Raw genomic sequence first — 26,991 nt, forward strand, 5'->3', positions numbered from 1 at the left:
ACTGCCGGGGTTAGGGCAAACCTTTCCTCGGCGCAAGAGGCAGGAGTAGCAAGATTGTCGACCATCGCACCGCTGATCGCCGGAAACTGGAAGATGAATGGACTGACCCATTCGCTCGAGGAATTGAGTGAGCTGGCGCGCCTGCTGACGACCGGCGAAGCGCCGCGCGCTGTCGTCGTCGTCTGTCCACCGGCAACCCTGCTTGCGACCATGGCGTCACAGGGCGCCTCGAGCGGCATTCTGGCGGGTGGCCAGGATTGCCACGCCCAGAGCGCCGGCGCCCATACCGGCGATATCTCGGCCTCGATGCTGGCGGACGCCGGTGCCCAGTTCGTCATCGTCGGCCATTCCGAGCGCCGCGCTGACCACGGGGAGAGCGACGATCTGGTGCGCGCCAAGGCGGAAGCAGCCATCGGCGCCGGTCTCAAGCCCATCATCTGCGTCGGCGAAAGCGATGCCCAACGCGATGCCGGCGAGGCCGAGGCCGTCGTCTCCGCGCAATTGGCGGCGTCCATTCCCGATGCGGCCGAGCACCACGAGGTCGTGGTCGCCTACGAACCGATCTGGGCGATCGGTACCGGCCGCACCCCGACGCTTGAGGAAATTCATGACATTCACGCGGCCATTCGCGCCCGCCTCGTCGACCGGTTCGGCCTGTCGCGCGGCGAAACGATCCGCATTCTCTATGGTGGTTCGCTCAAGCCGCAGAACGCCCGCGAGATTTTGGCCGTGGACAATGTCAATGGCGGCCTCGTCGGTGGCGCCAGCCTCTTGGCAAAAGACTTCTACACCATTATCTCGGCCGTGTAGTTGAACGGCATTTCCGGTCGGGGCGAAAATCGCCGCGACCGGCTGGTATTTGCCGTTCCAGGGGTGTATGACCCCGCATCCTTTCAAAACCGGGACCCGTGACCTGCTTGTCCGGGACCGGCCTGACGCGAAGACAAGACTGACATGGCCAACGTTCTGCTCGTCGCCTATCTGCTGATCGTTCTGGCGCTGATCGTCGTCATCCTCCTGCAGCGCTCCGAAGGCGGCGCGCTCGGCATTGGTGGTGGCGGTGGCGGCGGCATGATGACGGCACGGGGCTCGGCTAACCTGCTCACCCGCACCACTGCCATTCTGGCCGTGCTGTTCTTTGCCTCGGCAATCGGGCTGACCATTCTGAGCGAACTGGACCGCGGCTCGTCGAGCATTCTGGACAACGCCGTTTCCACCGAGACGGGCGAGCAGCCATCCACCGTTCTGGACGCGCTGAACGCACTGCAGGGTGACAGCGATCTGCCGCTGCCGGCCGATGCACAGACGCCGGCGACGACCGACACCACGGGCAGCGACCTGCCGGTGCCCGCGACCGACGCCGCTCCGGCCACGACCGAGACTGCCCCGGCCGAAACCGACGCGGCGCCTGCCGAGGTCACCGAGCCCGCTGCCGACGCGGCGCCCGACAACACGACGACTGCGCCCGCTACGGGCAACTGACCGCCGCAAGGCGCTACGGAAAAGGGGATGGCGACATCCCCTTCTTCTTTTTGTGTAGAGCGCAGATGCAGCTCTGCGAATCATTTCTGATGTGCTTATGGTGATCGCCCATGGCTCGGTACGTTTTTATCACCGGAGGCGTGGTTTCCTCCCTTGGCAAAGGTTTGGCTTCGGCGGCGCTTGGCGCCGTACTGCAGGCGCGTGGCTACAAGGTCCGCCTGCGCAAGCTCGACCCCTATCTCAATGTCGATCCCGGCACGATGTCGCCGACCCAGCACGGTGAGGTTTTCGTCACCGATGACGGGGCCGAGACCGATCTCGACCTTGGTCACTACGAACGCTTTACCGGCCGCGCGGCCAACAAGCGCGACAACATCACCTCGGGCCGTATCTATTCGGACCTGCTCTCCAAGGAGCGCAAGGGTGAGTTCCTCGGTGCCACCGTGCAGGTCATTCCGCACGTCACCGACTCGATCAAGGCTTTCGTCCTCGACGGCAACGAGGACTACGACTTCGTCCTCGTCGAAATCGGCGGCACTGTCGGCGATATCGAGGGTCTGCCCTTCTTCGAGGCCATCCGCCAGCTTGGCAACGAGTTGCCGCGCAATCACGCGGCCTATCTGCATCTGACGCTGATGCCCTACATTCCCTCGGCCGGCGAATTGAAAACCAAGCCGACCCAGCACTCGGTCAAGGAGCTCCGCTCTATCGGCATCGCGCCGGACGTGCTCCTGGTGCGCTGCGACCGGCCGATCCCGGAAGGGGAAAAGAAGAAGCTCAGCCTCTTCTGTAACGTGCGCGAGACTGCCGTCATCCAGGGCCTCGACGTCGCCTCGATCTACGACGTGCCGGTCGCCTATCACGAAGAGGGGCTTGATCGCGAAATCCTGGCCGCCCTCGGCATCACCGACGCGCCCGAGCCCGATCTTTCCGCCTGGAACGAAGTCTCCCGCCGCTATCACAACCCCGAAGGCGAAGTGAACATCGCCATCGTCGGCAAATATACCGGCCTCAAGGACGCCTATAAGTCGCTCAGCGAAGCGCTGACCCATGGCGGCATCGCCAACAAGGTCAAGGTCAACCTGCAGTGGATCGACTCCGAAGTCTTCGAGCGTGACGATCCGGCCCCCTATCTTGAGCACGTCCACGGCATCCTCGTGCCCGGCGGCTTCGGCGAGCGCGGCTCGGCTGGCAAGATCGAAGCGGCCCGCTTTGCCCGCACCAAGGACGTGCCCTATTTCGGTATCTGTTTCGGCATGCAGATGGCCTGTATCGAGGCGGCCCGCAATACCGCCGGCATCAAGGCGGCGTCGTCCACCGAATTCGGCGCCACCAAGGAGCCGATCGTCGGCATGATGACCGAATGGGTGAAGGGCAACGAGAAGGAAAGCCGCGCCCAGGACGGCGACCTCGGCGGCACCCTGCGTCTCGGGGCCTATCCGGCCCAGCTGACCCGCGGGTCCCGCGTCGCCGACATCTATGGCTCGACCCGCATTTCCGAGCGCCATCGTCACCGCTATGAGGTGAACATGGACTACCGCAAGCTGCTCGAAAAGAACGGCCTCTTGTTCTCCGGCGTCTCGCCCGACGGCACCTTGCCTGAAATCGTCGAGCGCACCGATCATCCTTGGTTCATCGGCGTTCAGTTCCATCCGGAGCTGAAATCAAAACCCTTCGAGCCGCATCCGCTCTTCACCAGCTTCATCGCCGCCGCCATGGATCAGAGCCGGCTGGTGTGACGAACCCGGGGTCGCTGTCCGGCTCCGCTCACCGACGCTGCCCTCGGGCTTGACCCGAGGGCCCGCCCGGATCAGGGTAGGGCTCTTCGGAGTACCCTGTGGCCCAAATCCTCTCCCTGTCCAAAGCCCGCAAGGCCAAGGCCCGTTCCGAAAAGGAAGCGGCCGCCGAAGCCAATCGTCTGAAATTCGGCCGCAGCAAGGGCGAAAAACTCAAGCAGTCCGCCGAGAAGGCTCACGCCGAAAAGCAGATCGACGGACACAAGCGCGACGAATAGGCGAACTCGCGGCCGGTCGCCGTCATTGCGGAAAAGCGTTCGGCACTTGCCAAGGTTCTGCTCCATTTGGGCGTCCAATGGTTCAGACACAGGCAAATAGGAGCCGATCATGCGCATCCCAATCATCCTGGCCGGCGTTTTCTGCGCTACATCTGCCCTGGCCGACGAAGACCTCGCGCGTCAGCTCGACACGATCGCGACCGCGTTCAACGCCGGGCAACTGGACAGCCTGGGCGGTCCGGACACACCCGCCGAAATCGTCGATCAGATCGACGGACGCTGGTTCACGCTCGCCAATACGGTGCGAAACTGGACCGGAGAGTCCCAGGCGGATACCGAACGGCTGACGGACACGATCGAGCGAACCTGTTCCGACACCTGGGAAAACCTGATCACCCACGAAGCAACCGGACCCGACAGCTTTCGCATCCGCCAGGAAAGTCCCGAGGGCGAGGATCACGGCACGTTCGAGCTGTTCCCGCACGAATCCGGAGGGCGGCTGTTCACCATGGATCTCGATGAAAGCTACATTCTGGCGATTTCAGGCCTCGCGGATGCCGATGCCGACCGTCAGCGGGAGGTTCTCGACGCGATGAACGCCATGATATCGGACGGCATCGCGGTCTGGCGGCCGACACCCGATCTCATGGTCAATACCGGCCCCGAGGGCGCCGAAATCTGGGGCCGTTGCCCGGGCCAATAGGCGTTGCCTACCAATCCACCTGGCACACCACCCCGTCGGGTCCGAACTGCATGCTTTCCGGCGTGTACTGGAAAATCTCGATCTTGACCCCGCTCGGGTCGGCCAGCCAGCACTGCCAGGTATGGTCCACGCCGAGCTTCTTGTCCGTGACGCTGACGCCCTTGGCGCGCGCATTGGCCATGAAGCCATCGATATCGGCCGTTTCGAAGCAGATGTGGTTGATCTGGTTGCTGTCCTCGAACCGCGACTCGCCCTTGAGAAAGACCTCGACAAAGGTGCGATTGCCGAAATCGAGATAGAAGCCGATCCGTGTCTCGCCGCGCTTGAAGTCGAATTTCGGCGAGACACCCAGAACGTCGCGGTAAAAGGCCTCCACCGCATCGAGGTCGCGGGCAAAGATGCAGGTATGGGCCACCTGCGAAACGAGGGGTGTGGTCATTCGGCTTCCTCCGGAATCTGCGCACCGGCCGGCGCGCGCTGACATGTTAGGCCCCTGAACGGCACTCTTGCAACGTTTCAGGTGCCGGGCTGCCGCTTTTTTGCACATCCCCCCTTTTCACTGTCACACGGCCCGTCTAGACAGTCGGCACACCCACGCGCATCGACCGGAAAGGGCACGCATGTCTTCAATTATCCACGTCAATGGCCGCCAGATCTATGACAGCCGCGGCAATCCGACCGTTGAAGTCGATGTGGTTCTGGACGATGGCAGCTTCGGCCGCGCCGCCGTTCCCTCCGGCGCCTCGACCGGTGCGCATGAAGCCGTCGAACTTCGTGATGGCGGCAAGCTCTACAACGGCAAGGGCGTCACCCAGGCCGTCGACAATGTCAACGACGCCATCGCCGAGGAAATCCTGGGCATGGATGCCCTTGATCAGCTGGCCATCGACAAGGCCATGATCGAACTCGACGGCACCGCCAACAAGGGCCGGCTGGGCGCAAACGCCATCCTGGGCGTCTCGCTCGCTGTCGCCAAGGCCGCCGCTGAATCGAGCGAACTGCCGCTCTACCGCTACCTGGGCGGCCCCAATGCTCATGTCCTGCCGGTGCCGATGATGAACATCATCAATGGCGGCGAACATGCCGACAATCCGATCGACATGCAGGAATTCATGATCCTGCCGGCCGGCGCCACCTCCATTGCCGACGCGGTCCGCATCGGCTCGGAAATCTTCCACACCCTCAAGAAGGGCCTGTCCGCAGAGGGCCACAATACCAATGTGGGTGACGAAGGCGGCTTTGCGCCCAATCTGCAGTCGGCCGATGAAGCCCTCGGCTTCATCATGCGCTCCATCGAAAAGGCCGGCTACAAGCCGGGTGAGGATGTGTTCCTCGGCCTCGACTGCGCCTCGACCGAATATTACAAGGACGGCAAGTACGAGATGAAGGGCGAAGGCAAGTCGCTCTCCTCGGACGACAATGTCCGCTTCCTCGAAGACCTCACCAGCCGCTACCCGATCATCACCATCGAAGATGGCATGGCCGAAGACGACTGGGACGGTTGGAAGGCCCTGACCGCTGCCATCGGCAAGAAGGTGCAGCTGGTGGGCGACGATCTCTTCGTCACCAACACCCAGCGCCTGGTTTCCGGCATCAAGATGGGCGTGGCCAACTCCATTCTGGTCAAGGTCAACCAGATCGGTTCGCTCTCCGAAACGCTCGACGCCGTCGATACCGCGCACCGCGCCAGCTACACCTCGGTCATGTCGCACCGCTCGGGCGAAACCGAGGATTCGACCATTGCCGATCTGGCCGTGGCGCTCAACTGCGGTCAGATCAAGACCGGCTCGCTGTCCCGTTCCGACCGCATGGCCAAGTATAACCAGCTGATCCGTATCGAGGAGCAGCTTGGTTCCACCGCCAAATATGCCGGCTTCTCGGTCGTCAAGGGCCGCTGATCGGTTCTCGAAATGTTAAGAAAAGCCCGGCGGAGACACCGGGCTTTTTTGTTACCGCGTGTCCCTCAGTCGTCCTCCCTCGCCCCTTGCGGGAGAGGGTGGTTTTCCGCGTCCAGCGGAAAACCGGGTGAGGGGTCCTGCGCTGTCCCATGCCAGACGCGAAGAAAGTCACCCCTCATCCGCCCTGCGGGCACCTTCTCCCGCAAGGGGAGAAGGGTATAGACTGGGAGCGCACCGGCTACTGAAACGCCGTCTCCGCAAAGCTCCTGAGCTTGCGCGAATGCAGCCGTTCCGCCGGCTGGTCCCTGAGAATCTCCATCGCCCGCAGCCCCACCTGCAAATGCCGGTTGACCTGCGTGCGATAAAAGTCCGAGGCCATGCCCGGCAGTTTCAGTTCGCCATGCAGCGGCTTGTCGGAGACGCAGAGCAGCGTTCCGTAGGGCACCCTGAACCGGAACCCGTTGGCCGCAATCGTGGCACTCTCCATGTCCAGCGCCACGGCCCGCGACTGGCTCAATTGCCGGGTGATGGCCGTCTGGTCCCACAATTCCCAGTTGCGGTTGTCAAAAGTCGCCACCGTGCCGGTGCGCATGATCTTCTTGGTCTCAATGCCGGCAGTCTGGGTGACTTCCTCCACCGCCTGCTCCAGTGCCACCTGGATTTCGGCCAGCGCCGGGATGGGTACGGACAGCGGAAGGTCGGCATCCAGCACATGATCCTCGCGGACATAGGCATGGGCCAGCACATAATCGCCAAGGTCCTGCGAATTGCGCAGTCCGGCGCAGTGCCCGAGCATGATCCAGGCATGGGGCCGCAACACGGCGATATGGTCGGTAATGGTCTTGGCGTTGGATGGTCCCACGCCGATATTGACCATGGTGATGCCGCGCCCGCGATCGCCCACCAGGTGGTAGGCGGGCATCTGCGGCGCGCGTGGCGGTGGGTCGCCGGTTATCGCTCCGCCGGTCAGCATGTTGTCGGTGGCGACATTGCCCGGCTCGATGAACCGCTGATAGTGCGGGTGTTTTTCGCTCATCCAGCCTTTGGCGATGCGGCAGAATTCGTCGATATAGAACTGGTAGTTCGTGAAGATAACGAAGTTCTGGAAATGCCCGGCATCGGTGCCGGTATAGTGGGCCAGCCGGAACAGCGAATAATCGACGCGCGGCGCCGTGAAGGCCGAGAGCGGGTAAGGCCCGCCGCGCGGCGGCACATAGGTGCCATTGGCGATTTCGTCATCCGTATTGGTCAGGTCCGGTGCATCGAACAGGTCGCGCAGCGGGATATCCATGGCGTTGAGCGTGGCGCCATCGACATGGTCGCGCGGCCCCAGCGCGAAATGCAGCGGAATGGGTGTCTCGGACTCGCCAACGTCGATGCTGCCGCCGTGATTCTTGAGGATCACCGCGAACTGCTCCTGCAGATAGCCCTTGAACAGGTCCGGCGCCGTCACCGTCGTCCGGTAGATGCCCGGGCTATGCAGATACCCATAGGGCAGGGTGCTTTCATGCTTTGAATAGCTGGTCGAGCGGACTTCCACCTGCGGGTAGAATGCCCGGACCCGTCCCTTGGGCACCTCGCCACGCGTCAGCCCTTCAAGATGGGCGCGGATGAAGTCGCAATTGCGATGATAAATCTCGGCGATATGAGCCCAGGCCGCCTCCGGATCGGTGAAGGATCGCTTGTCGAGGCGCGGTGGGCTGAGAATCGTCATGTTTGTCCTGTCAAAAGCATGTCTGCCGAAAGTGGGCACCGGTTTCGGGACAAGGACATGCGTCAAAATAAAGAACTAGTGTCGCGTCCGGAATCGGTCGGGCGCTGACCGCTGACTATAGGCGTCGCTCGTGACGTTCTCAACGCGGTCGCCCCAATCCCGTTTGAGCAGGGGCGCCTTCACAGTTCGGTGACGTGCTCTTTTCTTGCCGCAATTGAAGCCCATCTTCATGAGCAGTTATCGGAAAAGCAAACGACCCATGCACCGATGACTGGAAGCGGTTTGCCGCTTGTCCCCCAAGCCCTCAACAGCGCGGTGGACCGTTTCTGAATAAAGACCGCCCGGCCTCCGTGCCGCGGCGGTCTTTATGTTTGTGGCCAGTCGTCAGGTGGCCGGATAGGCATTGCGCAGGGTGCGGACGGATATTTCAGCCAGTTCCCGCAAGACATCCATGTCGATGGCGCTCAGCCGCTTCACATAGAGGCAGGCCTTGCCCATCCTGTGCTTGCCCAGCCGCGCAAGCAGGGCAGTCCGCTCCGCTTCCACCGACGGAAAATAAGTGCCCATCAGATAGATGCTGAACTCGTTCTTGCGGGGCGAAAAGCCGACCAGGAACGAGTCGCCCTCGTGCCCGGTCGGATACTTGTAGTGATAATGGCCAAAGCCGACCATCGTCCCCCAGAGCACAGCCGGTTCGCCAGAGACCTCTTCCATCAACGTCACCAGCTGCTGCGCATCTGCGCGCCTTTCGTCACCCTCGATCGCGAGGAGGAATTCGGTCACGTCGCCGGTATGCGGCTTGGTCTTCTGCTCGGCCATGGCTGGCTCCTAAGTCAAGATTCCCGGCTGCGCAGCTTAGGGATAGGTGTAGTCCACCACCGTCTCGGGATTGATCTCGCCGTCATAGCTGGCGTCGATGTCATATTTGACGAGATTGAACTCGCCTTCCTTGAACACCCAGGTCCCAGACGAACTCGCATCGCCAATGCCGCGCCAATAGGAATTGGACGTGATCGTGCCGGATTCGGGGTCGAACTCCGAATTGACCAGGATCGCCGTTGAGCCGAAGCCGGTCACGGTCAGGCTTTCGAGGTCGCTGTCAGAATTGTCGGGCTCGGCATACTTGGTCTCAAAACTGGGCGTCGCAAACGACAGCGGTGTCAGGCCCTCATAGCTGCGATTGATGTAGTAGCTGTGCTGGATATTGTAGGCGCCGGCGCCGCAAAAGATGCGAATGACGGTCACCGTCTCTTCCTCGGCATCCTCGCTCCAGCTGGGCTTGTAAGTCAGGTCCCAGGCCATATAGGCGTCCTCGGGCACATAGCCGCCCTCGACCGGTTCGCAATAGGTGCCGCCAGACATCGCGTGCAGCTTCTGCGCCCGCTTTTCGAGCGAGGCGTCCTGGCCCAGCGCGGGAGATGCACAAAGCGCTGCCAGGGGCAGCCAAAGCAATGGACGGATCATTTCTCTTCCCTTATGTCGGAGCCCGAACGCGGGACCCGTGTCCCGCGCCTCTATTCAAGCAGATCGAGGCCGATATGACCGCAAAAATCATCGACGGAAAACTCTTTGCCGAGAACCTTCGCGGTCGCATTGCCGGTCATGTCGCCCGCCTCAAGGCCGATCACGGCATCACCCCGGGCCTGGCCGTCGTCATCGTCGGCGAGGATCCGGGCAGCCAGGTCTATGTGGCGCAAAAGGCCAAGCAGACCGTGGAAGTGGGGATGCACTCGGAAAAGTACGAGCTGCCGGCCACGGTGAGCGAGGCCGAGGTGCTGGCCCTCGTCGAAAAACTCAATGCCGATCCGGCCATCCACGGCATTCTGGTGCAATTGCCGGTGCCCGATCACATCGACCCGCGCAAGATCATCGAGACCATCGACCCGGCTAAGGACGTCGACTGTTTCACGCCCTCGAGCGTGGGCAAGCTGGCCATCGGCCTGCCGGGGCCCGTGTCCTGCACGCCTCTGGGCTGCCTGATGCTGCTGCGCGATACGCTGGGCGACCTGTCCGGCCTGCACGCCGTGGTCATCGGCCGCTCCAACCTCGTCGGCAAGCCCATGGCGCAGCTGCTCCTGCGCGAGAGCTGCACCGTCACCATGGCCCATTCCCGTACCCGCGATCTGCCCGCCATGGTGCGCCAGGCCGATATCGTCATTGCCGCCGTGGGCCGTCCCGGCATGGTCAAGGGCGACTGGATCAAGCCCGGCGCCACGGTCATCGATGTCGGCATCAATCGCATTGACGCCCCCGAGCGCGGGGAAGGCAAGACCCGCCTCATGGGCGACGTCGCTTATGCCGAGGCCGCCGAAGTTGCTGGTGCCATTACCCCGGTTCCGGGCGGTGTCGGCCCCATGACCATCGCCTGCCTTCTCGCCAATACCATCACCACCGCGTCGTTGATAAACGGGCTCACCCTGCCGGGCGACCTCACCGCATGAGTGCTGACCTGCACGACCCCGGCGGCAAGGTCCGCCTGCGGCTGGGCGAAGGCGTGCGCGGCGATGCGGTGATGAGCCAGGACGGCCGCTATCGCCAGCTTATGCGCCGCTGGCTCGGCGATGCCTTTCCGGACGACTACATCCTCTTCATCGGCATGAACCCATCCACTGCCGATGCCAGCGTCGATGACCCGACCTGTGCCCGCGAATGGACCTTTGCCCGTCGCGAGGGTTTCTCGGCCATGGTCAAATGCAATGTCGGCGACTATCGCGCCACCGACCCGAAAATGCTTGTCGCCCCGGGCGTCGTCGCTGTCTCGCCCGATAATCTGCCGGCCATCCGCGCTGCGGCGCGCGGGGCAGGGCGGGTCGTGCTCTGCCACGGCAAGCTCAACAAGGCGCTGGCCCCGGCCGGCAAAGAGCTCGTCGAGGCCCTGCGCGCCGAAAACATCGCGCTCTGGTGTTTCGGCACCAATGCCGACGGCTCGCCAAAGCATCCGCTCTATATGCGCGCCGATACCCCGCTCCGGCCCTATTAGCAAAACGTTCACCAAGCCGCTGCAAATCCGCCTGGCGCCGGTAACCCTTCGTTCGCCTTAACTCCGGGGAAACCCGAAATCTGTTTTCCTGTCGGCACATAGCCTGTGCCAGGTCCGCCCCGGCACGCCGACAGTCCTGAACTTCGAGTATCGCGTACCGTGACGACCACCTGGCGTAGTGCTGTTCGTGCCATTGCCCTGGCCGCCCTGATTGCCCCCATGATCGCCGCCTGCGCCGGCGGCAGTGTCGGCCCGACCGTCAATCGCGGCGCCTTCACGTCAAAGGAATATGGTGTTGCCGCGTCCCCGCGCGTCACCAGCAATCCCAATCCGCCCAAGGGTGGCGGCCGCTATCAGGTCGGAAAGCCCTATACGGTGCGCGGCAAGACTTACGTGCCCCAGCACGACCCCAATTACGCCGCCTCCGGCAGTGCCTCCTGGTATGGCGCCGATTTCCACGGCCGCCGCACTGCCAATGGCGAAATCTTCTCGGCCAATGCCATCACCGCGGCCCATCCGACGCTGCCCCTGCCGTCCTATGTGCGCGTCACCAATACCGGCAATGGCCGCTCGGTGATTGTCCGCGTCAACGATCGCGGCCCCTATGTCAGCGGCCGCATCATTGATCTCAGCTACCGGGCCGCGTCCATGCTGGGCTATGTCAACAATGGCTCGGCCAGCGTTCACGTCGAATATGTCGGCCAGGCGCCGCTTGAAGGCGATGACACCCGCATGCTGGTGGCCTCCTATTCCGGACCCGCCTATGACACCGGCCGCACTCAGGTCGCCAGTTCCGGCGGCCAGAGCAATCGCAGCCTGGTGGGCATGACCACCAATTTCATATCCGGCCTGTTTTCCTACGCCGATACCGCCGAACAGGCGGACCTCGCCATCAATTCCGCTCATGCCGCTGCCAATGCCATGGCCGGCGGCAGCGACCTGCAGGCCTGGGCCGCCAGCGTTGATGCCGACAACCGTGAATTCAAGCTCGGGCTCGGTGTTTTCGCCGATGCGGCCAATGCCGCGGCACTTGCCCAGCAATTCGCCGTACTTGGCGCCGTTGCCGAAGATCAGGTCAGCGTCGGCGGACGGTCTGCAACCAGCCTCACATTTACTGTTCTCAAGCCCGGCGTGGACCGTCAGGACGTCCTTGATCTGGCGCGAGAACTTGGCCTCAGCGACATAATTCTCTATTAGTTTACGTGTCGCTTCAGGCACATGGCGCTATCATGTTGCCAAACTGCAAGGGACTGACGCGTGAGACTGCTCGCCATCTTCGCCATCCTGCTGAGCCTTGTGGCGCCCGCCCAGGCGCAGGTTGGCTTCGACACCAATGCCCGCTTCGCAATCCTCATGGATTACGAGTCCGGAACCGTCATCTTCCAGAAGGATGCCGATGAGCGGCTCGAACCCGCCAGCATGACCAAGCTCATGACCCTGGCCGTGGTTTTCAACGAGATCCGCGCCGGCCGTGTCAGCCTCGATGATCAATTCTTCGTTTCCGAAAATGCCTGGCGCACCGGCGGTGCGGCCTCGGGCGGCTCGACCATGTTCGCCGAGCTCAATTCGCAGATCCGCGTCGAGGATCTGGTGCGGTCGGTCATCATCCAGTCCGGCAATGATGCGGCCATCGTCCTGGCCGAAGGCATTGCGGGCACCGAGCCGACTTTCGCCGCCATGATGAACGAGCTCGCCGGCCAGATCGGTCTCGAGGGCTCCAATTTCACCAATTCCACCGGCCTGCCGGACCCGGACGAATATTCCACGGCCCGCGACCTTGCGGACCTCGGGCGTTACCTCATCCGTGAGTTTCCCGAATACTATCACTACTTCTCCGAGCCGGAGATGGAGTGGAACAATATCCGCCAGGCCAATCGCAATTCGCTGATCGAAGTCGGCATCGGCGTCGATGGCCTCAAGACCGGACACACCGAAGCGGCCGGATATGGCGCGGTCATATCCACCGCCCAGGGAGACCGTCGGCTGGTCGGCGTCGTTCACGGGCTCAATTCCATGCGCGAGCGCGCCGAGGAAGGCCGGAAACTCCTCACCTGGGGGCAGCGCGCCTTTGAGCGCTATGCGCCTTATCCCGAGGGCAAGATCGTCGCCTATGCTGATGTCTATGGCGGCGCCATCTCCAGCGTCGGCCTGGTCGGGAAGGGCGAGATTGCCCTCTATCTGCCGCGCGGCTCGCGCCAGTGCCTGACGGCCACCGTCAATTACGACGCCCCGCTCATGCCGCCGGTCAATCAGGGTGACCAGATCGCCGAACTGCGGGTGTTCTGCAATGACCAGCTGGTGCAGTCCGCGCCGCTCTTCGCCGCCGAGACGGTAGAGCAGGGGGATTTGTTCCGGCGTGCCGTCGACGCCCTCAAGCAACTGGCACTTGGTTGGCTTTGAAACGTGCCGCAGGCAAAATCTCCCCAGTGGGGAGATTTTAGGTGAAAAGGCCACGAAAGCTGAGCTTGAGTGGCGGGCAGAAACGTGCCGCAGGCAAAATCTCCCCAGTGGGGAGATTTTAGGTGAAAAGGCCACGAAAGCTGAGCTTGAGTGGCGGGCAGAAGCATGGTGCAGGCACGCCTCTGCTCCTCCCCCTTCTTCAGGGGGAGGCCGGGTGGGGGTCTTTCCTGCCCGAAACCTCCAAGCGACCCGGCCCGGCCTTTCCCCGCCCCCACGCCTGCCGTAAAAGGGAAATGTCCAAGGAATCACCTGCCCATGCTCGAAGCGCCACAGCGACGCCAGGCCCGGTTCATCACCTTCGAGGGTGGTGAAGGCGTCGGCAAGTCAACTCAGGTCAAGCGCCTCATCAGCGCATTGGCCCGGCACTCCGTCGAGGCTGTTCGCACGCGTGAGCCTGGCGGCACGCCGCGCGCCGAGGCCATTCGCTCCTTCATCCTGCAGGGGCGCTCGGAGGCCTGGGGCACCGGCGCCGAGGCGGTGTTGTTCGCTGCTGCCCGGCTTGACCATGTCAACGCCCTGATCGCGCCCAACCTGGCCAAGGGCACCTGGGTGGTGTCGGATCGCTTCAGCGATTCCACCCGCGCCTATCAGGGCCTGACAGGCGGGGTGAACGACCGGCTGATCGATGCCCTCGAACACCTGGCGCTCGATGGCCATACCCCCGACCTGACCATCGTGCTCGACATGGACCCCGTCGTCGCTTTCCGCCGCGTCGAACAGCGTGCCGTGGAGGATGGGCTTCAACTCACCGGGGACCGGTTCGAGAAGGAAGAGATCGAGTGGCACCAGCGTCTGCGCCAGGGCTTTCTCGATATCGCCCGCAACAACGCCGATCGCTGCGTCGTCATCTCTGCCGATCAGGGTGAGGACGAGCTTGAAGCCGCGATCTGGGACGCCGTCCGCACCCGCTTCCCCGAACTGCAGGCCTGACCCGGGCCCTTCAGCCAAGCCGTTCCTCGCCCATCCAGCGTCTGATTCCCCTACGGTGGCGTTCTCCCCGCCAGGTCATCCCCCCACCAGGTCATCCCCCAACAGGGTCATTCCCCCAACAGGGTCATTCCCTCAACCGGGTCATTCCCGCGAAGGCGGGAACCTGTGGTTTCCCAACCCAACTTCCCCTCCGACCTGGTCCAACCGTCGGAGAACCACCCCATTCCTGTCCGCCCCGTTTTGCTCTAAACGGAACCCATGACCGATCCTTCCGCCCTCCCGGATCTGCCGCTCCCCGAGCAGCGCCAGCTGGCCATTGGCCATGAGGCCGCACGGGCCGCCGTTTTGGCCCAGTTAGCCGGTGGCCGCCTCCCCGGCGCCATCATGCTGCATGGTCCCCAGGGGATCGGCAAGGCAACACTGGCCTTCGAATTGGCCGTAGCCATTCTCACCGCCAGTGGTGACGAAGACGCGCATCGGGTCAGCGAACAGGTTGCAGCCGGCTCCCACCCCAACCTGTCGACGCTGCGCCGCCGCCCCAAGGACAGCAGGAGCTACTACACCGTCATTCGCGTCGAGGACGTGCGCGAACTGCGCGAGCAGTTGCACCACACGCGCGGGCGGTCCGGCCATCGCATCGCGGTGCTGGATGCCATCGATGACTGCAATCCCAACGCCGCCAATGCCCTGCTCAAGACCCTCGAAGAGCCGCCTGCGGACACCACCTTCTTTCTGATCTCGCACCGGCCGGGGCAATTGCTCCCCACCATCCGTTCGCGTTGCCACAACCTGGCCTTGCGCCCGCTGCCCGATGCCGTCGTGGCCGAGATCGTCGGCGCATCCGCCCAGGTCGAGCCTGCCGCGCTTGAGCGCGCCCTCCGCCTCGCCGGCGGCCGGCCGCGCCGGGCCTTTGAAACGCTGTCTCTCGCGGAGGATTCGCCCGCCGGGGCCCTGGCCGGCTGGCTCAATGATCCGGGCAGTTACCCTGTATCCGTCCCGATGCAACTTGCTGACAGCCTGGGCCGGGACGCGCAGGGCCCGGACATGTCCTTCGCCCGCGAAATTCTTGCGACCTGGATGGCCGACGAAATGCGGGCCGCAGCCATGCTGGCCGAGCATCGCGGGCGGCTTGCCTCGGCAACCGAGCTATGGGACAAGGCCACCGCGCTTCTGGACGAAGCCGACAGCGTCAACCTCGACATGAAGCAGACGCTGATCGTGATCTTCGATGCCATTCGCAAGCATGTTGCCCTGATCCAACGCGTCCCTGCCGAGCCACAATGACCGCCAAGCCCTTCTACGTCACCACCGCGATTTCCTATCCCAACGGCGCCCCCCATATCGGGCACGCCTATGAGATGATCGCGACCGACGCCATCGCCCGCTGGAAGCGGCTGGAGGGCAGGGAGGTCTATTTCCTCACCGGCACCGACGAGCACGGCATCAAGATGGTGCAGACCGCGGCCAAGGAAGGCATTCCGGTCCGCGAACTCGCCGACCGCAATGCCGGCGAGTTCAAGCGCCTTGCCGAAGCCCTTAATCTCTCCAACGACGATTTCATCCGCACCACTGAGCAGCGCCATCACGAGGCCTCGCAGGCCATCTGGAAGAAGATGGAAGCCAGCCACAATGGCGATATCTTCCAGTCCACCTACAAGGGCTGGTACTCGGTGCGCGACGAGGCCTATTTCGACGAGTCCGAGCTGACCGAAAAGGACGGCAAGCGCTTCGCTCCGTCCGGCGCCGAGGTCGAGTGGGTGGAAGAGCCGACCTATTTCTTCCGCCTCTCCGCCTATCAGGAAAAGCTGCTCGCCCTCTACGAAGCCAATCCCGATTTCATCGCGCCCAAAGAGCGCCGCAACGAGATCATCTCCTTCGTCAAAGGTGGGCTGCAGGACCTGTCGGTCTCCCGCACCACCTTCGACTGGGGCATTCCCGTGCCAGGCGCCGATGGCCACGTCATGTATGTCTGGGTCGACGCCCTGACAAACTACATTACCGGTGTCGGCTATCCCGATGAGAACAGTGAACTTTTCAAAAAGTTCTGGCCCGCCGATCTGCATGTCATCGGCAAGGACATCATCCGCTTCCACACCGTCTATTGGCCGGCCTTCCTGATGAGCGCCGGCATCGATGTCCAGCATCGCGTCTTCGCCCATGGCTTCCTGACCGTCGATGGCCAGAAGATGAGCAAGTCGCTTGGCAACGTCATCGACCCCTTCCACCTGGTCGACACCTTCGGCACCGACGCCATCCGCTATTTCTTCCTGCGCGAAGTCTCCTTCGGCAATGACGGTGATTACTCCAACGAGAAGCTGGTGAACCGCGTCAATGCCGACCTCGCCAATAATCTCGGCAACCTGGCGCAGCGCTCGCTGTCGATGATCAACAAGAACTGCGACGGCAAGGTCCCGCAACTCGGTGCCCTGACCGACGCCGACAATGCCATCATCGCCGAAGTCACCGAAGCCCTCACTGAGGCGCAGAAGGCCATGGATGTCCAACTCGTCCACGAGGCCACCGGCGCCATCATCGCGGCATTGAGTTCGGCCAACAACTACTTCGCCGGCCAGGAACCCTGGGCGCTGAAAAAGACCGACCCCGACCGCATGGCGAGCGTGCTCTATGTCACCGCCGACACCGTCCGCCGCCTCGCCATCCCCATGCTCGCCTTCGTTCCGGACTCGACTTCGCGTCTGCTTGACCAATTGGGCGTCAAAAGTGACGATCGGACCCTGACTGCTGCGCTAAACGTCAACAGTCTGCTAGCCGGAACCGAGCTGCCGCTACCGCAGGGCGTGTTCGCCCGCCTCGAAAAGCCGGTCGACTAGCATGCTCATCGACAGCCATTGCCATCTCGATTTCGAGGCCCTTTCGGGCGATATCGACGGCGTCCTCGCCCGTGCCGAGGCCGCTGGCGTCACCGGCATGGTCACGATTTCCACAAGGGTGGATAACTTTTCCACTTATGCAGCAATTGCAGAACGTTACCCGAACGTCTGGTGCTCAGTCGGCACCCATCCACACAATGCCGATCAGGAATTGCACATAGAAATCGAGGACCTGGTCCGGTTAAGTGCCCATCCGCGCTGCGTTGCCATCGGTGAAGCCGGTCTCGACTATTTTTACGACAACGCCCCGCGCGACGCTCAGGCCACCGGCCTCCGCCGCCATATCGCCGCTGCGCGGATCACCGGTCTTCCACTGGTTATCCACAGCCGTCAGGCCGACGACGACATGGCCGCGATCCTCGAAGAAGAAGCCGGGCAGGGGGATTTTCCCTTTGTCCTGCATTGCTTTACCGCTGGTATGGATCTCGCCCAGCGGGCGTTGAAACTCGGTGGGTACATCTCGTTTTCCGGTATCGTCACCTTCCGCAACGCCCAGGAAATCCAGGACGTCGCCAAGATCGTTCCCGCCGACCGCTACCTGGTCGAAACCGATGCGCCCTACCTCGCGCCAATTCCGCATCGCGGTCAGTCCAACGAGCCCAGCTATGTTCGGCACACCGCCGAAAAAGTCGCGGAATTGCGGGGGGTTAGCCTTGAACAGGTGGGCGCCGAGACGACCGCCAATTTCGGCCGCCTGTTCTCCAAGACAGGCATCAAATGACAGCCGGACAGGTGCCCGATCGCATCGTGGCGACCATACTGGGCTGTGGCTCGTCCGGCGGCGTTCCGCGCATCGGCAATGACTGGGGCGCCTGCGATCCGCACGAACCGCGCAACCGGCGGCGGCGCTGCTCTCTGCTCATCGAAGGCTGGACGACCGGAATAAGTGAGCCCACACGGGTCCTTATCGATACCGGTGCCGATCTGCGCGAGCAGCTCCTGGATGCCCAGGTCGACCGCGTCGATGCCGTACTCTATACCCATGAGCACGCCGACCACACCCATGGCATCGACGATCTGCGGGTGCTGGCCCTGCACAATCGCCGCCGCGTTGATGTGTACTTCACAAAGGAATGTGGCGCCCGGCTGCGCGAGGCGTTCGGCTATTGCTTCGAAACCCCGGCCGGCAGCACCTATCCGCCGATTCTCAACGCCCACGAGATCACGGCGGGAGACACCATATCGGTTACCGGCCCCGGCGGAACGCTTGAAATCCGGTCGTTCCTGCAACTGCACGGCGACATTTCTTCTCTCGGTTTCCGCATTGGGGAAGTCGCATACAGTTGCGATCTCTCCGGATTTCCCGGGGCCGCGCATGAAGCCATTTCGGGCCTCGATATCTGGATCATCGACGCGCTGCGCACCACGCCGCATCCCAGTCATTTGAGCCTTGCCGAAACCTTGGGCCTGATTGAACAGTTCGCGCCGCGCATGGCGGTGCTGACCGACATGCACATCGATCTCGACTACGCCCGGACCGACAGTGAAACACCGGAAAACGTGACCCCGGCCTTTGACGGCATGCAGATCGACATCCGCGCGGGCCGCATCCTCAACCGCTAGCCTCGCACCGGTCGACGCGGCGCGACGCCAATAACATCATGTTATATTTCGTGCTGAATTGGGTATTTGACCTTAATCAAGCAGTGGCGCCAACTGTCAACGACGCTCGGAGGAGAGCGGCGCATGACGGAGGACACGTGCAGTTAAGCTGTTTCGCAGAGAGCCGCCACGCGTTCTACCTGCACTCGGTATCGCGTTGACCGGCGTTTGATCTGATTTTCGGCGCTTGCTGCCGATTTTCGCACAACACCCAAATTGGAGGAATGAATGAACCTGCTTCGCAGTGCGATGGCGGCTGCCATCCTGTCTTTGACCGTGGCTGGCGCCCACGCAGAAGTCGAAACCCTGATTCCAGAGGGCAATAGCGGCTTTGCCACTTTGCTCAGCGGGGTCAGCTACACCAAGGTCGCCAATGGCTTCGCGCGTAATAATCTCGAAATGGACCTGCTCCTGCCGGGCAGTCAGGAGCCGACTGCCGCAATCGTCTTCGTGATGGGCAATGGCTGGCAGAGCATCGATCGGCGCGTCCTGATCCCGCAACTGTCCGAACTCGCCCGCGCCGGCTATGCAGTGGCCACGATCGACTATCGCATCATTGGCGAAGCCACATTTCCGGAGCCGGAAAAGGACGTGAAGGCGGCCATTCGCTTCCTGCGTGAAAATGCATCGCGCTTCAATATCGATCCGGACCGGATCGGCCTGTTCGGAAATTCCGCCGGCGGCCACCTTTCGCTCGTGGCCGGCCTGAGCCATGGCGTGGCGACGTTTGCCAACGATGAATGGGCCGATCAGGACGATTCGGTGAAGGCCATCGTCGCCTTCTATGCTCCGAGCTTTTTGGGCGACATGTCCGATTCACCGACAGGCCGGACCAGCGCCCACATGGGTATGGACCTGTCCGATCCGGCCAATCTCGAAGCCGGCAAGGCGGGAGATCCGATCACCTATGCCGACGAGACGGATCCGCCTGTACTCCTGATCCACGGAACCGAGGACGTGGTTGTCCCGATCGAGCAGTCGGACCGGCTGCATGATGAACTGGCGGCAGCCGGCGTCGATGTCACCCTGCTGCGGGTCGAGGGCATCGGTCACTCGTTCGGCAAGATGAGCAGCACGCCCGAAGTCATGGCCCGCGTCCGCGGCTTCTTCGACGCACACCTCTAGCAACAAGAACAGGGCGGAGCCCGCACGGGCTCCGTTCCTTCCCATCACGTGCCGGACTTGCGTCACAATTGCTTGATGTTAAAAAATGTAACATCGAGGGATAAAATGTTAACGGGAGCGCCCCGCGGTGCTGACGCTCAGGCAGATCGAAGTGGTCCGCGCAATCATGGTTACCGGAACAATTGCCGGTGCCGCAAAGATGCTCAATGTATCGGCTCCCGGCATCAGCCGGCTGATGAAATACACTGAAGGTTCCCTAAAGGTCCGGCTGTTTGACAGACGTGGCGGCCGCTACGTTCCGACCCCCGAAGCCCGCCACATCTTCTGGCTGCTCGATACGGTCTTCAGCAAGGTCGAGGACCTGCAGGCCGCCGTGGACGGGCTGGGGCGAGGCTCCGATCAGGAATTGCGCCTGGGCTCCGTTCCCAGCATCTCCCAGGCCATGGTTCCCAGCGCCATCGAGCTTCTGCTCAAGCGATTTCCGGAATTGTCCCTGGACATCAATATTCTGAAGATCGAAGAAGCCATCGATTACCTGCTTTTGGGTAAGGGGGAGGTGGTCGCCATCTCGTCGCGGTTCGATCATTCCATGATCGACTTCGTTCCGCTCGCGACCGGCCGGTTGGTGTGCATCGTTCCCGAGAACAGCGACCTGGCGAGCCGGACGATGATTTCGCCGCATGAAATGGCGAAGCACCCCCTGATCGGCATCAATCCGGCAGATCCTTACGGTGCCATCATGGCCGACATCTTTCGCAAGGCGGGCGTCGACTACGAGATGAAGATCAAGGCCCGTTTTGGGACCACGGTCTGCAGCCTGGTCGCGGCCGGCCTGGGCATTGCCATCATCGACGAGTTCACCATATCCAAGGGTCGGATGCCCGGCATTCGCGCCATAGAAATCGCCGCCGAGAGCCAGTTCAGCACCTACGTGGCCTATCGAAACGACATTCCGATTTCCATTTATGCCGAAGCTTTCATCGAGGAATTGCGCGACACCATGAAACGCGTCGCCACCATAACGTGATGTTTGGTTCTACAAATATATCGGACATTTAGTTACGCGGGCCTCGGGGCTATGCTGCCGCTATTGATCGCGGAGCCACAAATTGTCGATTGAACCGGACCCACATCCGCACAGGACGCCTCCCAGTTTCATCCCGCTCGTCGGCTATCCCATCGGCCAGGTGCTGACGCCGCCGCTGTTCAATGCCCACTTCGAGCGAACGGGGCAGGGGACGACCATGATTCCGGTGGAACTGCTGGCTGGACAGGCAGGGAATTTCTTCGCAGCGCTTCGCGGCTGGACCAATTGCCTGGGCTGCTCCATCACCATTCCGCACAAGCAGGCAGCGTTTGCCGCCGTCGACCAACGGACACCGCGTGCCGAGCGCGCCGGGGCGGTCAACTTCCTGCGCAGGACCGCTGACGGACTGCTCGTCGGCGACATGACCGACGGTCTGGCCATGACTGCAGCCATTACCCAGGCCGGCATTGACCTCAAGGGCGCGCGCGTCGCGCTTGCGGGCGCTGCGGGGGGCGCGGGTGGAGCCATTGCCGACGCCCTCTGCGAGAGCGGAATTGCCGCCTTGACCTTGATCGATCCCCAGGTTGACAAATGCGCGGTCCTGGCAGGCCAGCTGAAAACCCGCTACCCGGAGGTTGCCATCAGCACCAGCCATGGCGCTCAACCGCTGGATGTCGCGATCAACGCGTCCCCGATGGGCATGAATGCGGGTGACCCGTATCCACTCGACCTCGATCTGCTCAAACCCCGGGGCGCAGTCGCCGACGTCGTGACCAAGCCGGTCATGACCCCGCTCCTGCTGGAGGCGGCCCGTCGTGGCCACACCATCGTGCGTGGAGACCAGATGGCCGCGGCCCAACTGCCATTCCAGCTTGCTCATCTCGATTCAAATTCGGCGGAGAATCAGCGGTGAAGACCTCCATAGCAACTGTGTCGATCAGCGGTGATCTGCCCGGCAAGCTAAGTGCGATCGCCAAGGCCGGATTTGCGGGTGTCGAGATTTTCGAGAACGATTTTCTGGTCTATGACGCGACCCCGCGTGACGTCGGTCAGATGGTGCGCGATGCGGGTTTGGAGCTCAGCCTGTTTCAGCCGTTTCGGGATTTTGAGGGCTTGCCGGAACCCTATCGCAGCCGCGCCTTCGATCGTGCCCGCCGCAAGTTCGATGTCATGCACGAGATGGGTGCCGAGCTGATGCTGGTCTGCTCGTCCGTGTCACCCCTGGCCCTCGGCGGCGTGGACAGGATTGCGGCCGATTTTGCCGAACTTGGTGCCTTGGCCAGCGAGCGGGGCCTGCGCGTTGGCTACGAGGCCCTGGCATGGGGACGCCACATCAACGATCACCGCGATGCCTGGGAAGTGGTGCGCCGCGCTGGCCACGAAAGCGTCGGCCTGATCCTCGACAGTTTCCATACCCTGTCTCGGGGCATAGATCCGGACACGATCCGCGCCATTCCCAAGGACCGCATTTTCTTTGTGCAGCTTGCCGACGCCCCGCGGTTGCAGATGGATTTGCTTTCCTGGAGTCGTCATCACCGCATGATGCCCGGCGAGGGCGACCTGCCCGTCGAGGCCTTCATGCGGGCCGTGGCGGCGACCGGCTATGACGGGACTGTGTCGCTGGAGATTTTCAACGATCAGTTCCGTGGCGCATCGAACCTGGCTATTGCCCGCGACGGCCATCGCTCGCTCATCAACCTGCTCGACACCGTCCGCCGTTCGGAGCCCGGCATCTCAATCTCCGGCCTGCCGGATATTCCGCCACTGCCGCAAACCGGCGGCCTCGCGTTCATTGAGTTCGCGGCTGACGAAGAAAACGCCCGCTCGCTGGAACAGGTGCTGCGTCACCTGGGCTTCCGGAAGACCGGGCAACACCGGAACAAGGCCGTCCGCCGCTACACCCAGGGCGAAATCAACATCGTCGTCAATTGCGAACGGGAGGGCATGGCGCACTCCGCCTTCGTTCTGCGCGGTCTGACTGCCTATGCGATTGGCGTATCCGTGGATGATGCCGGATTGGCTCTCGAACGCGCCCGGGCAATGGACGCTTCCCTTTTTGAACAGATCCCACCGCCCGGAGATGCCGCCGTGCCGGCGATACGGGGCGTCGGCGGTGGCATTGTCTATTTTCTCGATCAGTCCCGTGGCCTGGGCGACATCTGGGAGACCGAATTCGTCACAACAGAAGACGACACTGCCGCCACAGGGCTGATCGCGATTGACCATATTGCCCAGACGGTGCCGCATGACGAATTGCTGAGCTGGCTCCTCTATTATCAATCCATCCTGCCCACCCGGAAACTCCCGCCCGTCGATATCATCGACCCGCAGGGACTGGTCCGAAGCCAGGTTGTGGAAACCAGCCGCGGCGATATCCGCATCACCCTCAATGGCACCGAGGATCGGACGACTGTGGCCGGCCAGTTTCTGTCCGAGGCATTCGGTCCGGGCATACAGCATATTGCCTTCTCGACTGCAGACATCTTCGCCACCGCCGCCCAACTGGCGACGAATGGCCTGGAGCCGCTACCGATCTCGCGCAACTATTACGAAGACATTGAAACGCGCTTTGGCCTGTCGCCGGACTTCATCGCCCGGCTGCGGCAGCATAACATCATGTATGATGTGGACGCGGAGGGCGAGTTTCTGCAGATCTATACAAGACCCCTGGGGGAGGGGCTGTTTTTCGAGATCGTCGAGCGCCGCTCCGGCTATGCCGGCTACGGTGGTCCCAACGCAATTTTCCGGATTGCGGCGCAGCGCCGGTACTTGCGACCGGCATCGGTTCCGCGTAGCTGAATTCGCAGCGGCGCGGAAACTAGACATAACATCAAGTTATAGAATGTGCTCAAAATGGTATTTGCGTTAGCTCGCGGCCACGGGCAGGGTGGCGACCGGCTAGTGCGAGATGCCGCCTAACTCAAATTATCGGGGGCAATAGTGCCCTGGGAGGAATTCATGCTTCGTAGAACACTGCTTGCGACCGCCGCCGTGGCCGCCCTTGCCCTCGGAACCGGCCTTGCGCAGGCCCAGACCTTTCCCGAGCGCGAACTGCTTGGCGTGGTGATGTGGGGCGCCGGCGGCGCAACTGACGTTGTTGCCCGCTCGGTCAATCCCGGTGCGGAAGCCGCCCTTGGTAAGTCGATCGTGGTGCTGAACAAGTCGGGCGGCGCAGGTGCCATCTCGACCGCCTATGTTAATTCGGCCCCGTCCGATGGCTACACCATCCTGTACGGCGCGGAAAACCCGCAGTTGCATCCGGTCATGGGCGTTTCCGAACTCGACTATGACTCCTTCTTCCCGGTCAACATTCTCGGCCGTGGCGTCGCTGTAATTGTGGTTCCGACGAATTCCAAATACGAGACCCTGCAGGATCTGCTGGCCGACATTCAGGCCAATCCTGGCGCGATCCGCATGGGTTCGACCGGCCCGGGCGGCCTGCCCAGCACCGTCGGCGCTTTGATGAGCAATTCGACGGAATTCGACGTTACCGCCATTCCCTTCGATGGTGAGGGCCCGGGCCTGACCGCCATGCTCGGCAATGAAGTGGATTTCATGCCGGCCGGCGTTTCGGCCGCAGCCGAGCAGATCAAGGCCGGCACCATGCGCGCCCTTGCCGTGGTCAATGCCGACCCCATCGACTCGCTGCCCGGCGTGCCCGCAATCACCGACGCGCTCCCTGAAATGGAAGCCTATCTGCCCTGGGGCCCCTTCTATGGTGTCTTCGTCAAGGCGGACACACCGGACGACGTGAAAGCCACCCTGGTTGCGGCTTACGAGAAGGCCGCCCAGTCGGAGGAATTCGTGACCCTCATGGCCAACCGTGGCAATGTGGTCATGAACATATCGGGCGCCGCAGCTTCCGATTTCCTGACCAAGTGGCAGCAGGTTACGGCCTGGGCTCTGCAGGATACCGGCGCTGCCACCGTCAGCCCTGAAACCCTGGGCATCGCGCGGCCCTGAGACTGAACCAAGCAGGCGGGGCCGGCGCCAGGCGCGTCGGCCCTTGCCACGGGAGGAATGATGGAATTGTCGCGGCGGCCAGGCGAGCTGGTCTTTTCAGTTGTGCTCCTCGCTTTCGCTCTGGCGGCGTTTTGGCAGGCTTACGGTATTTCCGGTTTCAAGGGGCTCTCGACACCTGGGGTCTTCCCGATGCTGGCCACCGGCGCCATGGTTCTGGCCAGCCTGATCAATGTGGTGAATCAGGGCAGGGCGCCGGCTCCATCTACCCAGACCGGTTCGGTTCAGGCGCGCTTCCTGCGTGAATATATCCCGGCACGGCACCTGATCGTGTTTGCCATGCTGGCGATCTACGTCATCACCATGCCCTGGCTGGGCTTCGTGGTTGGCTCCGGGATCTTTCTGGTCGCCATGATCCAGTTCCTTTGGCGCAAGAACCTCCTCTTCACACTCGCCATCAGCGTCATCGCTCTCGCGCTGGTCTATTTTGTCTTCCGCACTCTGTTCCAGGTCGTCCTGCCGCAGGGGTCGCTGTTTCCGGGGCTCTATTGATGTTCATGCAAGCTCTGACTGATTTCGGCACCGTCTGGCTCGATCCGTGGCTGCTCTTTCTGACGGCGGCCGGCACCTTTGCTGGAATCTATATTGGCGCCATTCCCGGCCTGTCGGTCACCATGGCGACGTCCATCCTGATCTCCTTCACCTTCAAATGGGACGTCAACGAAGCGCTCGCGCTGATTTCCGGTGTGTTCCTGGGTGGCGTTTATGGCGGGTCGCGCACGGCCATTCTGCTGAACATCCCAGGCGCTCCAAGCGCCATCGCAACCGCCCTCGAGGGCTATCCACTGGCCAAGAAGGGGCTTGCCGGTGAAGCCATCGGCCTGACGACCGTCATGTCTGTGATCGGCGGCTTTGTCGGGATCGTCGCGCTGGCGACGCTGGCTCCGGCTATTTCGGGCATCGCCCTGATGTTCAATTCCCGCGACTATCTGCTGCTGGGCCTCATCGGCCTGCTATTGGTGGGAACCCTGTCGGGCGAAAGCCTCGCCAAGGGAATTTTCTCGGGCGCACTCGGGGTGACCATCGGCATGGTCGGTATGGACCCGATGACGGCGCAGGGGCGGTTTACCTTCGATTCGCTGACGCTGATGGGCGGCGTCCCCTATGTTGCCGCGATGATCGGCTTCTTTGGCGTCGCCGAAGCCCTGACCCAACTCCACAACCTCGATCTGCCGGCCATCAAGCAGAAGATCGATCGCATCATCCCGCGCTGGGCTGATGTGAAAAAGTATCTCCCGCTCTCGCTGCAGTCGTCGGCCATCGGCACGACAATCGGCGCCCTTCCCGGAACCGGCGGCGACATTGCGGCTCTCCTGGCCTACGACCACGCGAAGCGCGCGACCAAGAATCCGGAAGTGCCGTTCGGGCAGGGGGCAAAGGAGGGGCTTGTGGCTCCGGAAGCGGCCAACAATGCCGCTGTCGGCGGCGCCTACATCCCCATGCTGACCCTGGGTATTCCAGGCGATGCGGTGACCGCGGTCATCATTGGCGCCCTGTTCATTCACGGCCTGCGTCCCGGTCCGCTCATGCTGGTGGAGACACCGCACCTGTTCTGGTTCATCGTCGGAAGCCTGACGCTAGCCAACATCTTCCTGCTCTTTTTCGGCCTCACCGGCATCAAGATCTTCACCAAGATCGTCGAGGTTCCCAAGGCGCTACTGATCCCGCTGATCATCGTGCTCTCGGCGGTTGGTGCCTATGCCATCCAGAACAACCCGGTGGACATCTACTGGATGCTGGCCTGTGGCGTGATCGGCTACTTCCTCAAAAGCTACGGCTTCGAAATGGGCCCGATCATTCTGGGCATCATTCTCGGCCCGATGATGGACTCAAACTATCGCCGCGCCATGATCGGCGCTCGCGATGACGTTGGAACATTCCTGTTCAACTTTGTGGCCCATCCGATTTCCCTGGTGCTCACCACGGCCCTCATCCTGCTGCTCTTGTCTCAGACTCCCATCTGGAGGTGGCTCTTCCGTCTCATACGCCGCCCCGCGACAGAGTGAGACGGCAGAGCCGAGCTGCCTGCCGAGACGGTGCTGGTTAGCATATCCGCGCCTTGACGGGTTCATCACGGCCGCTGGCGGTTGCCCCTGGGCGTCGGAAAATCAGGGTTCCGGGAGCACTTGCCAGCGCGCGGGCATC

The 26,991-nt window shown here is 62.4% G+C and carries 26 protein-coding genes; 22 read left to right on the forward strand and 4 right to left on the reverse strand.

Annotated features, from left to right (window positions below):
• Positions 1–54 precede the first annotated feature (54 nt).
• From tpiA to KIT02_RS03295, 5 genes are all read left to right on the forward strand, one after another.
• Positions 55–810, forward strand: coding sequence for a triose-phosphate isomerase (tpiA, locus tag KIT02_RS03275; protein ID WP_297582175.1), 756 nt, complete (start codon positions 55–57; stop codon positions 808–810).
• A gap of 144 nt (positions 811–954) precedes the next feature.
• The gene (gene secG, locus KIT02_RS03280) at positions 955–1,482 is read left to right on the forward strand and encodes a preprotein translocase subunit SecG (protein WP_297582178.1); all 528 of its coding nucleotides are present in this window, start codon (positions 955–957) and stop codon (positions 1,480–1,482) included.
• Positions 1,483–1,592: 110 nt separating this feature from the next.
• The gene (locus KIT02_RS03285) at positions 1,593–3,221 is read left to right on the forward strand and encodes a CTP synthase (protein ID WP_297582181.1); all 1,629 of its coding nucleotides are present in this window, start codon (positions 1,593–1,595) and stop codon (positions 3,219–3,221) included.
• A gap of 98 nt (positions 3,222–3,319) precedes the next feature.
• Positions 3,320–3,496: a DUF4169 family protein gene (locus KIT02_RS03290; protein WP_297582183.1), complete on the forward strand. Its 177-nt coding sequence runs from the start codon at positions 3,320–3,322 to the stop codon at positions 3,494–3,496.
• A 109-nt stretch (positions 3,497–3,605) separates the two neighbouring features.
• A complete protein-coding gene (locus KIT02_RS03295; RefSeq protein ID WP_297582185.1) occupies positions 3,606–4,199 on the forward strand; it encodes a hypothetical protein in 594 nt (197 codons plus the stop codon).
• A gap of 7 nt (positions 4,200–4,206) precedes the next feature.
• On the opposite strand, the gene KIT02_RS03300 is transcribed toward KIT02_RS03295, so the two are convergent.
• Positions 4,207–4,638, reverse strand: coding sequence for a VOC family protein (locus KIT02_RS03300; RefSeq protein WP_297582187.1), 432 nt, complete (start codon positions 4,636–4,638; stop codon positions 4,207–4,209).
• 181 nt (positions 4,639–4,819) lie between these two features.
• Between KIT02_RS03300 and eno the strand changes: the two genes are divergently transcribed.
• Positions 4,820–6,097, forward strand: a complete 1,278-nt coding sequence (gene eno, locus KIT02_RS03305) for a phosphopyruvate hydratase (protein WP_297582189.1) — start codon at positions 4,820–4,822, stop codon at positions 6,095–6,097.
• A gap of 238 nt (positions 6,098–6,335) precedes the next feature.
• Here eno and KIT02_RS03310 read toward each other — a convergent pair whose 3' ends face one another.
• The 3 genes from KIT02_RS03310 to KIT02_RS03320 all read right to left on the reverse strand — a co-directional run bounded on the left by KIT02_RS03310 (position 6,336) and on the right by KIT02_RS03320 (position 9,275).
• Positions 6,336–7,811: an AMP nucleosidase gene (locus KIT02_RS03310; RefSeq protein ID WP_297582192.1), complete on the reverse strand. Its 1,476-nt coding sequence runs from the start codon at positions 7,809–7,811 to the stop codon at positions 6,336–6,338.
• A gap of 384 nt (positions 7,812–8,195) precedes the next feature.
• A complete protein-coding gene (locus KIT02_RS03315; RefSeq protein WP_297582194.1) occupies positions 8,196–8,630 on the reverse strand; it encodes a DUF1801 domain-containing protein in 435 nt (144 codons plus the stop codon).
• Between the two features lie 36 nt (positions 8,631–8,666).
• Positions 8,667–9,275 (reverse strand): DUF1176 domain-containing protein, encoded by a 609-nt coding sequence (locus KIT02_RS03320; protein WP_297582196.1) that lies wholly within the window; start codon positions 9,273–9,275, stop codon positions 8,667–8,669.
• A 74-nt stretch (positions 9,276–9,349) separates the two neighbouring features.
• Here KIT02_RS03320 and folD point away from each other — a divergent pair, with 74 nt between their 5' ends.
• The 16 genes from folD to KIT02_RS03400 all read left to right on the forward strand — a co-directional run bounded on the left by folD (position 9,350) and on the right by KIT02_RS03400 (position 26,852).
• Entirely contained in the window at positions 9,350–10,252 is a 903-nt protein-coding gene (gene folD, locus KIT02_RS03325) for a bifunctional methylenetetrahydrofolate dehydrogenase/methenyltetrahydrofolate cyclohydrolase FolD (RefSeq protein ID WP_297582198.1), read from the forward strand.
• Positions 10,249–10,791, forward strand: a complete 543-nt coding sequence (locus KIT02_RS03330) for a DUF1643 domain-containing protein (RefSeq protein ID WP_297582200.1) — start codon at positions 10,249–10,251, stop codon at positions 10,789–10,791. The genes folD and KIT02_RS03330 overlap by 4 nt, the downstream gene beginning before the upstream one ends.
• A 219-nt stretch (positions 10,792–11,010) precedes the next feature.
• A complete protein-coding gene (locus tag KIT02_RS03335) occupies positions 11,011–11,988 on the forward strand; it encodes a septal ring lytic transglycosylase RlpA family protein (protein ID WP_297585094.1) in 978 nt (325 codons plus the stop codon).
• Positions 11,989–12,048: 60 nt separating this feature from the next.
• Positions 12,049–13,191, forward strand: a complete 1,143-nt coding sequence (locus KIT02_RS03340; RefSeq protein ID WP_297582202.1) for a D-alanyl-D-alanine carboxypeptidase family protein — start codon at positions 12,049–12,051, stop codon at positions 13,189–13,191.
• 315 nt (positions 13,192–13,506) lie between these two features.
• Positions 13,507–14,181 carry a dTMP kinase gene (gene tmk, locus KIT02_RS03345; RefSeq protein ID WP_297582204.1) on the forward strand — a complete coding sequence of 225 codons (675 nt, stop codon included), beginning with the start codon at positions 13,507–13,509 and terminating at the stop codon, positions 14,179–14,181.
• 258 nt (positions 14,182–14,439) lie between these two features.
• Positions 14,440–15,465 (forward strand): AAA family ATPase, encoded by a 1,026-nt coding sequence (locus tag KIT02_RS03350; RefSeq protein WP_297582206.1) that lies wholly within the window; start codon positions 14,440–14,442, stop codon positions 15,463–15,465.
• Positions 15,462–17,012: a methionine--tRNA ligase gene (gene metG / locus KIT02_RS03355; protein ID WP_297582208.1), complete on the forward strand. Its 1,551-nt coding sequence runs from the start codon at positions 15,462–15,464 to the stop codon at positions 17,010–17,012. The genes KIT02_RS03350 and metG overlap by 4 nt, the downstream gene beginning before the upstream one ends.
• A 1-nt stretch (position 17,013) precedes the next feature.
• Positions 17,014–17,793 carry a TatD family hydrolase gene (locus KIT02_RS03360; protein WP_297582210.1) on the forward strand — a complete coding sequence of 260 codons (780 nt, stop codon included), beginning with the start codon at positions 17,014–17,016 and terminating at the stop codon, positions 17,791–17,793.
• Positions 17,790–18,635 carry an MBL fold metallo-hydrolase gene (locus KIT02_RS03365; RefSeq protein ID WP_297582213.1) on the forward strand — a complete coding sequence of 282 codons (846 nt, stop codon included), beginning with the start codon at positions 17,790–17,792 and terminating at the stop codon, positions 18,633–18,635. Before KIT02_RS03360 ends, KIT02_RS03365 begins: the two co-directional genes overlap by 4 nt.
• Positions 18,636–18,902: 267 nt before the next feature.
• Positions 18,903–19,799 carry an alpha/beta hydrolase gene (locus KIT02_RS03370; protein ID WP_297582216.1) on the forward strand — a complete coding sequence of 299 codons (897 nt, stop codon included), beginning with the start codon at positions 18,903–18,905 and terminating at the stop codon, positions 19,797–19,799.
• A gap of 127 nt (positions 19,800–19,926) precedes the next feature.
• Positions 19,927–20,826: a LysR family transcriptional regulator gene (locus KIT02_RS03375; RefSeq protein ID WP_297582219.1), complete on the forward strand. Its 900-nt coding sequence runs from the start codon at positions 19,927–19,929 to the stop codon at positions 20,824–20,826.
• Between the two features lie 82 nt (positions 20,827–20,908).
• Positions 20,909–21,739 (forward strand): shikimate dehydrogenase, encoded by an 831-nt coding sequence (locus KIT02_RS03380; RefSeq protein ID WP_297582222.1) that lies wholly within the window; start codon positions 20,909–20,911, stop codon positions 21,737–21,739.
• On the forward strand, positions 21,736–23,625 hold the full coding sequence (locus tag KIT02_RS03385; protein WP_297582224.1) for a sugar phosphate isomerase/epimerase and 4-hydroxyphenylpyruvate domain-containing protein: 1,890 nt from the start codon (positions 21,736–21,738) through the stop codon (positions 23,623–23,625). The genes KIT02_RS03380 and KIT02_RS03385 overlap by 4 nt, the downstream gene beginning before the upstream one ends.
• Positions 23,626–23,784: 159 nt before the next feature.
• The gene (locus KIT02_RS03390; protein ID WP_297582227.1) at positions 23,785–24,789 is read left to right on the forward strand and encodes a tripartite tricarboxylate transporter substrate binding protein; all 1,005 of its coding nucleotides are present in this window, start codon (positions 23,785–23,787) and stop codon (positions 24,787–24,789) included.
• 60 nt (positions 24,790–24,849) lie between these two features.
• On the forward strand, positions 24,850–25,338 hold the full coding sequence (locus KIT02_RS03395) for a tripartite tricarboxylate transporter TctB family protein (protein ID WP_297582229.1): 489 nt from the start codon (positions 24,850–24,852) through the stop codon (positions 25,336–25,338).
• Positions 25,338–26,852 carry a tripartite tricarboxylate transporter permease gene (locus KIT02_RS03400; RefSeq protein WP_297582231.1) on the forward strand — a complete coding sequence of 505 codons (1,515 nt, stop codon included), beginning with the start codon at positions 25,338–25,340 and terminating at the stop codon, positions 26,850–26,852. The genes KIT02_RS03395 and KIT02_RS03400 overlap by 1 nt, the downstream gene beginning before the upstream one ends.
• Positions 26,853–26,991: the final 139 nt, after the last annotated feature.

Origin of the sequence: Devosia sp. (assembly GCF_025809055.1) — a bacterium.
Classification (GTDB): domain Bacteria; phylum Pseudomonadota; class Alphaproteobacteria; order Rhizobiales; family Devosiaceae; genus Devosia.

Coding starts and splice junctions, on each gene's coding strand:
- KIT02_RS03350 (WP_297582206.1), top strand. CDS start 14,440: ATGACCGATCCTTCCGCCCTCCCGGATCTGCCGCTCCCCGAGCAGCGC.
- KIT02_RS03360 (WP_297582210.1), top strand. CDS start 17,014: ATGCTCATCGACAGCCATTGCCATCTCGATTTCGAGGCCCTTTCGGGC.
- KIT02_RS03395 (WP_297582229.1), top strand. CDS start 24,850: ATGGAATTGTCGCGGCGGCCAGGCGAGCTGGTCTTTTCAGTTGTGCTC.
- KIT02_RS03300 (WP_297582187.1), bottom strand. CDS start 4,638: ATGACCACACCCCTCGTTTCGCAGGTGGCCCATACCTGCATCTTTGCC.
- KIT02_RS03320 (WP_297582196.1), bottom strand. CDS start 9,275: ATGATCCGTCCATTGCTTTGGCTGCCCCTGGCAGCGCTTTGTGCATCT.
- folD (WP_297582198.1), top strand. CDS start 9,350: ATGACCGCAAAAATCATCGACGGAAAACTCTTTGCCGAGAACCTTCGC.
- KIT02_RS03370 (WP_297582216.1), top strand. CDS start 18,903: ATGAACCTGCTTCGCAGTGCGATGGCGGCTGCCATCCTGTCTTTGACC.
- KIT02_RS03365 (WP_297582213.1), top strand. CDS start 17,790: ATGACAGCCGGACAGGTGCCCGATCGCATCGTGGCGACCATACTGGGC.
- KIT02_RS03390 (WP_297582227.1), top strand. CDS start 23,785: ATGCTTCGTAGAACACTGCTTGCGACCGCCGCCGTGGCCGCCCTTGCC.
- KIT02_RS03285 (WP_297582181.1), top strand. CDS start 1,593: ATGGCTCGGTACGTTTTTATCACCGGAGGCGTGGTTTCCTCCCTTGGC.
- KIT02_RS03330 (WP_297582200.1), top strand. CDS start 10,249: ATGAGTGCTGACCTGCACGACCCCGGCGGCAAGGTCCGCCTGCGGCTG.
- metG (WP_297582208.1), top strand. CDS start 15,462: ATGACCGCCAAGCCCTTCTACGTCACCACCGCGATTTCCTATCCCAAC.
- KIT02_RS03400 (WP_297582231.1), top strand. CDS start 25,338: ATGTTCATGCAAGCTCTGACTGATTTCGGCACCGTCTGGCTCGATCCG.
- KIT02_RS03315 (WP_297582194.1), bottom strand. CDS start 8,630: ATGGCCGAGCAGAAGACCAAGCCGCATACCGGCGACGTGACCGAATTC.
- KIT02_RS03295 (WP_297582185.1), top strand. CDS start 3,606: ATGCGCATCCCAATCATCCTGGCCGGCGTTTTCTGCGCTACATCTGCC.
- secG (WP_297582178.1), top strand. CDS start 955: ATGGCCAACGTTCTGCTCGTCGCCTATCTGCTGATCGTTCTGGCGCTG.
- KIT02_RS03310 (WP_297582192.1), bottom strand. CDS start 7,811: ATGACGATTCTCAGCCCACCGCGCCTCGACAAGCGATCCTTCACCGAT.
- eno (WP_297582189.1), top strand. CDS start 4,820: ATGTCTTCAATTATCCACGTCAATGGCCGCCAGATCTATGACAGCCGC.
- KIT02_RS03335 (WP_297585094.1), top strand. CDS start 11,011: ATGATCGCCGCCTGCGCCGGCGGCAGTGTCGGCCCGACCGTCAATCGC.
- tmk (WP_297582204.1), top strand. CDS start 13,507: ATGCTCGAAGCGCCACAGCGACGCCAGGCCCGGTTCATCACCTTCGAG.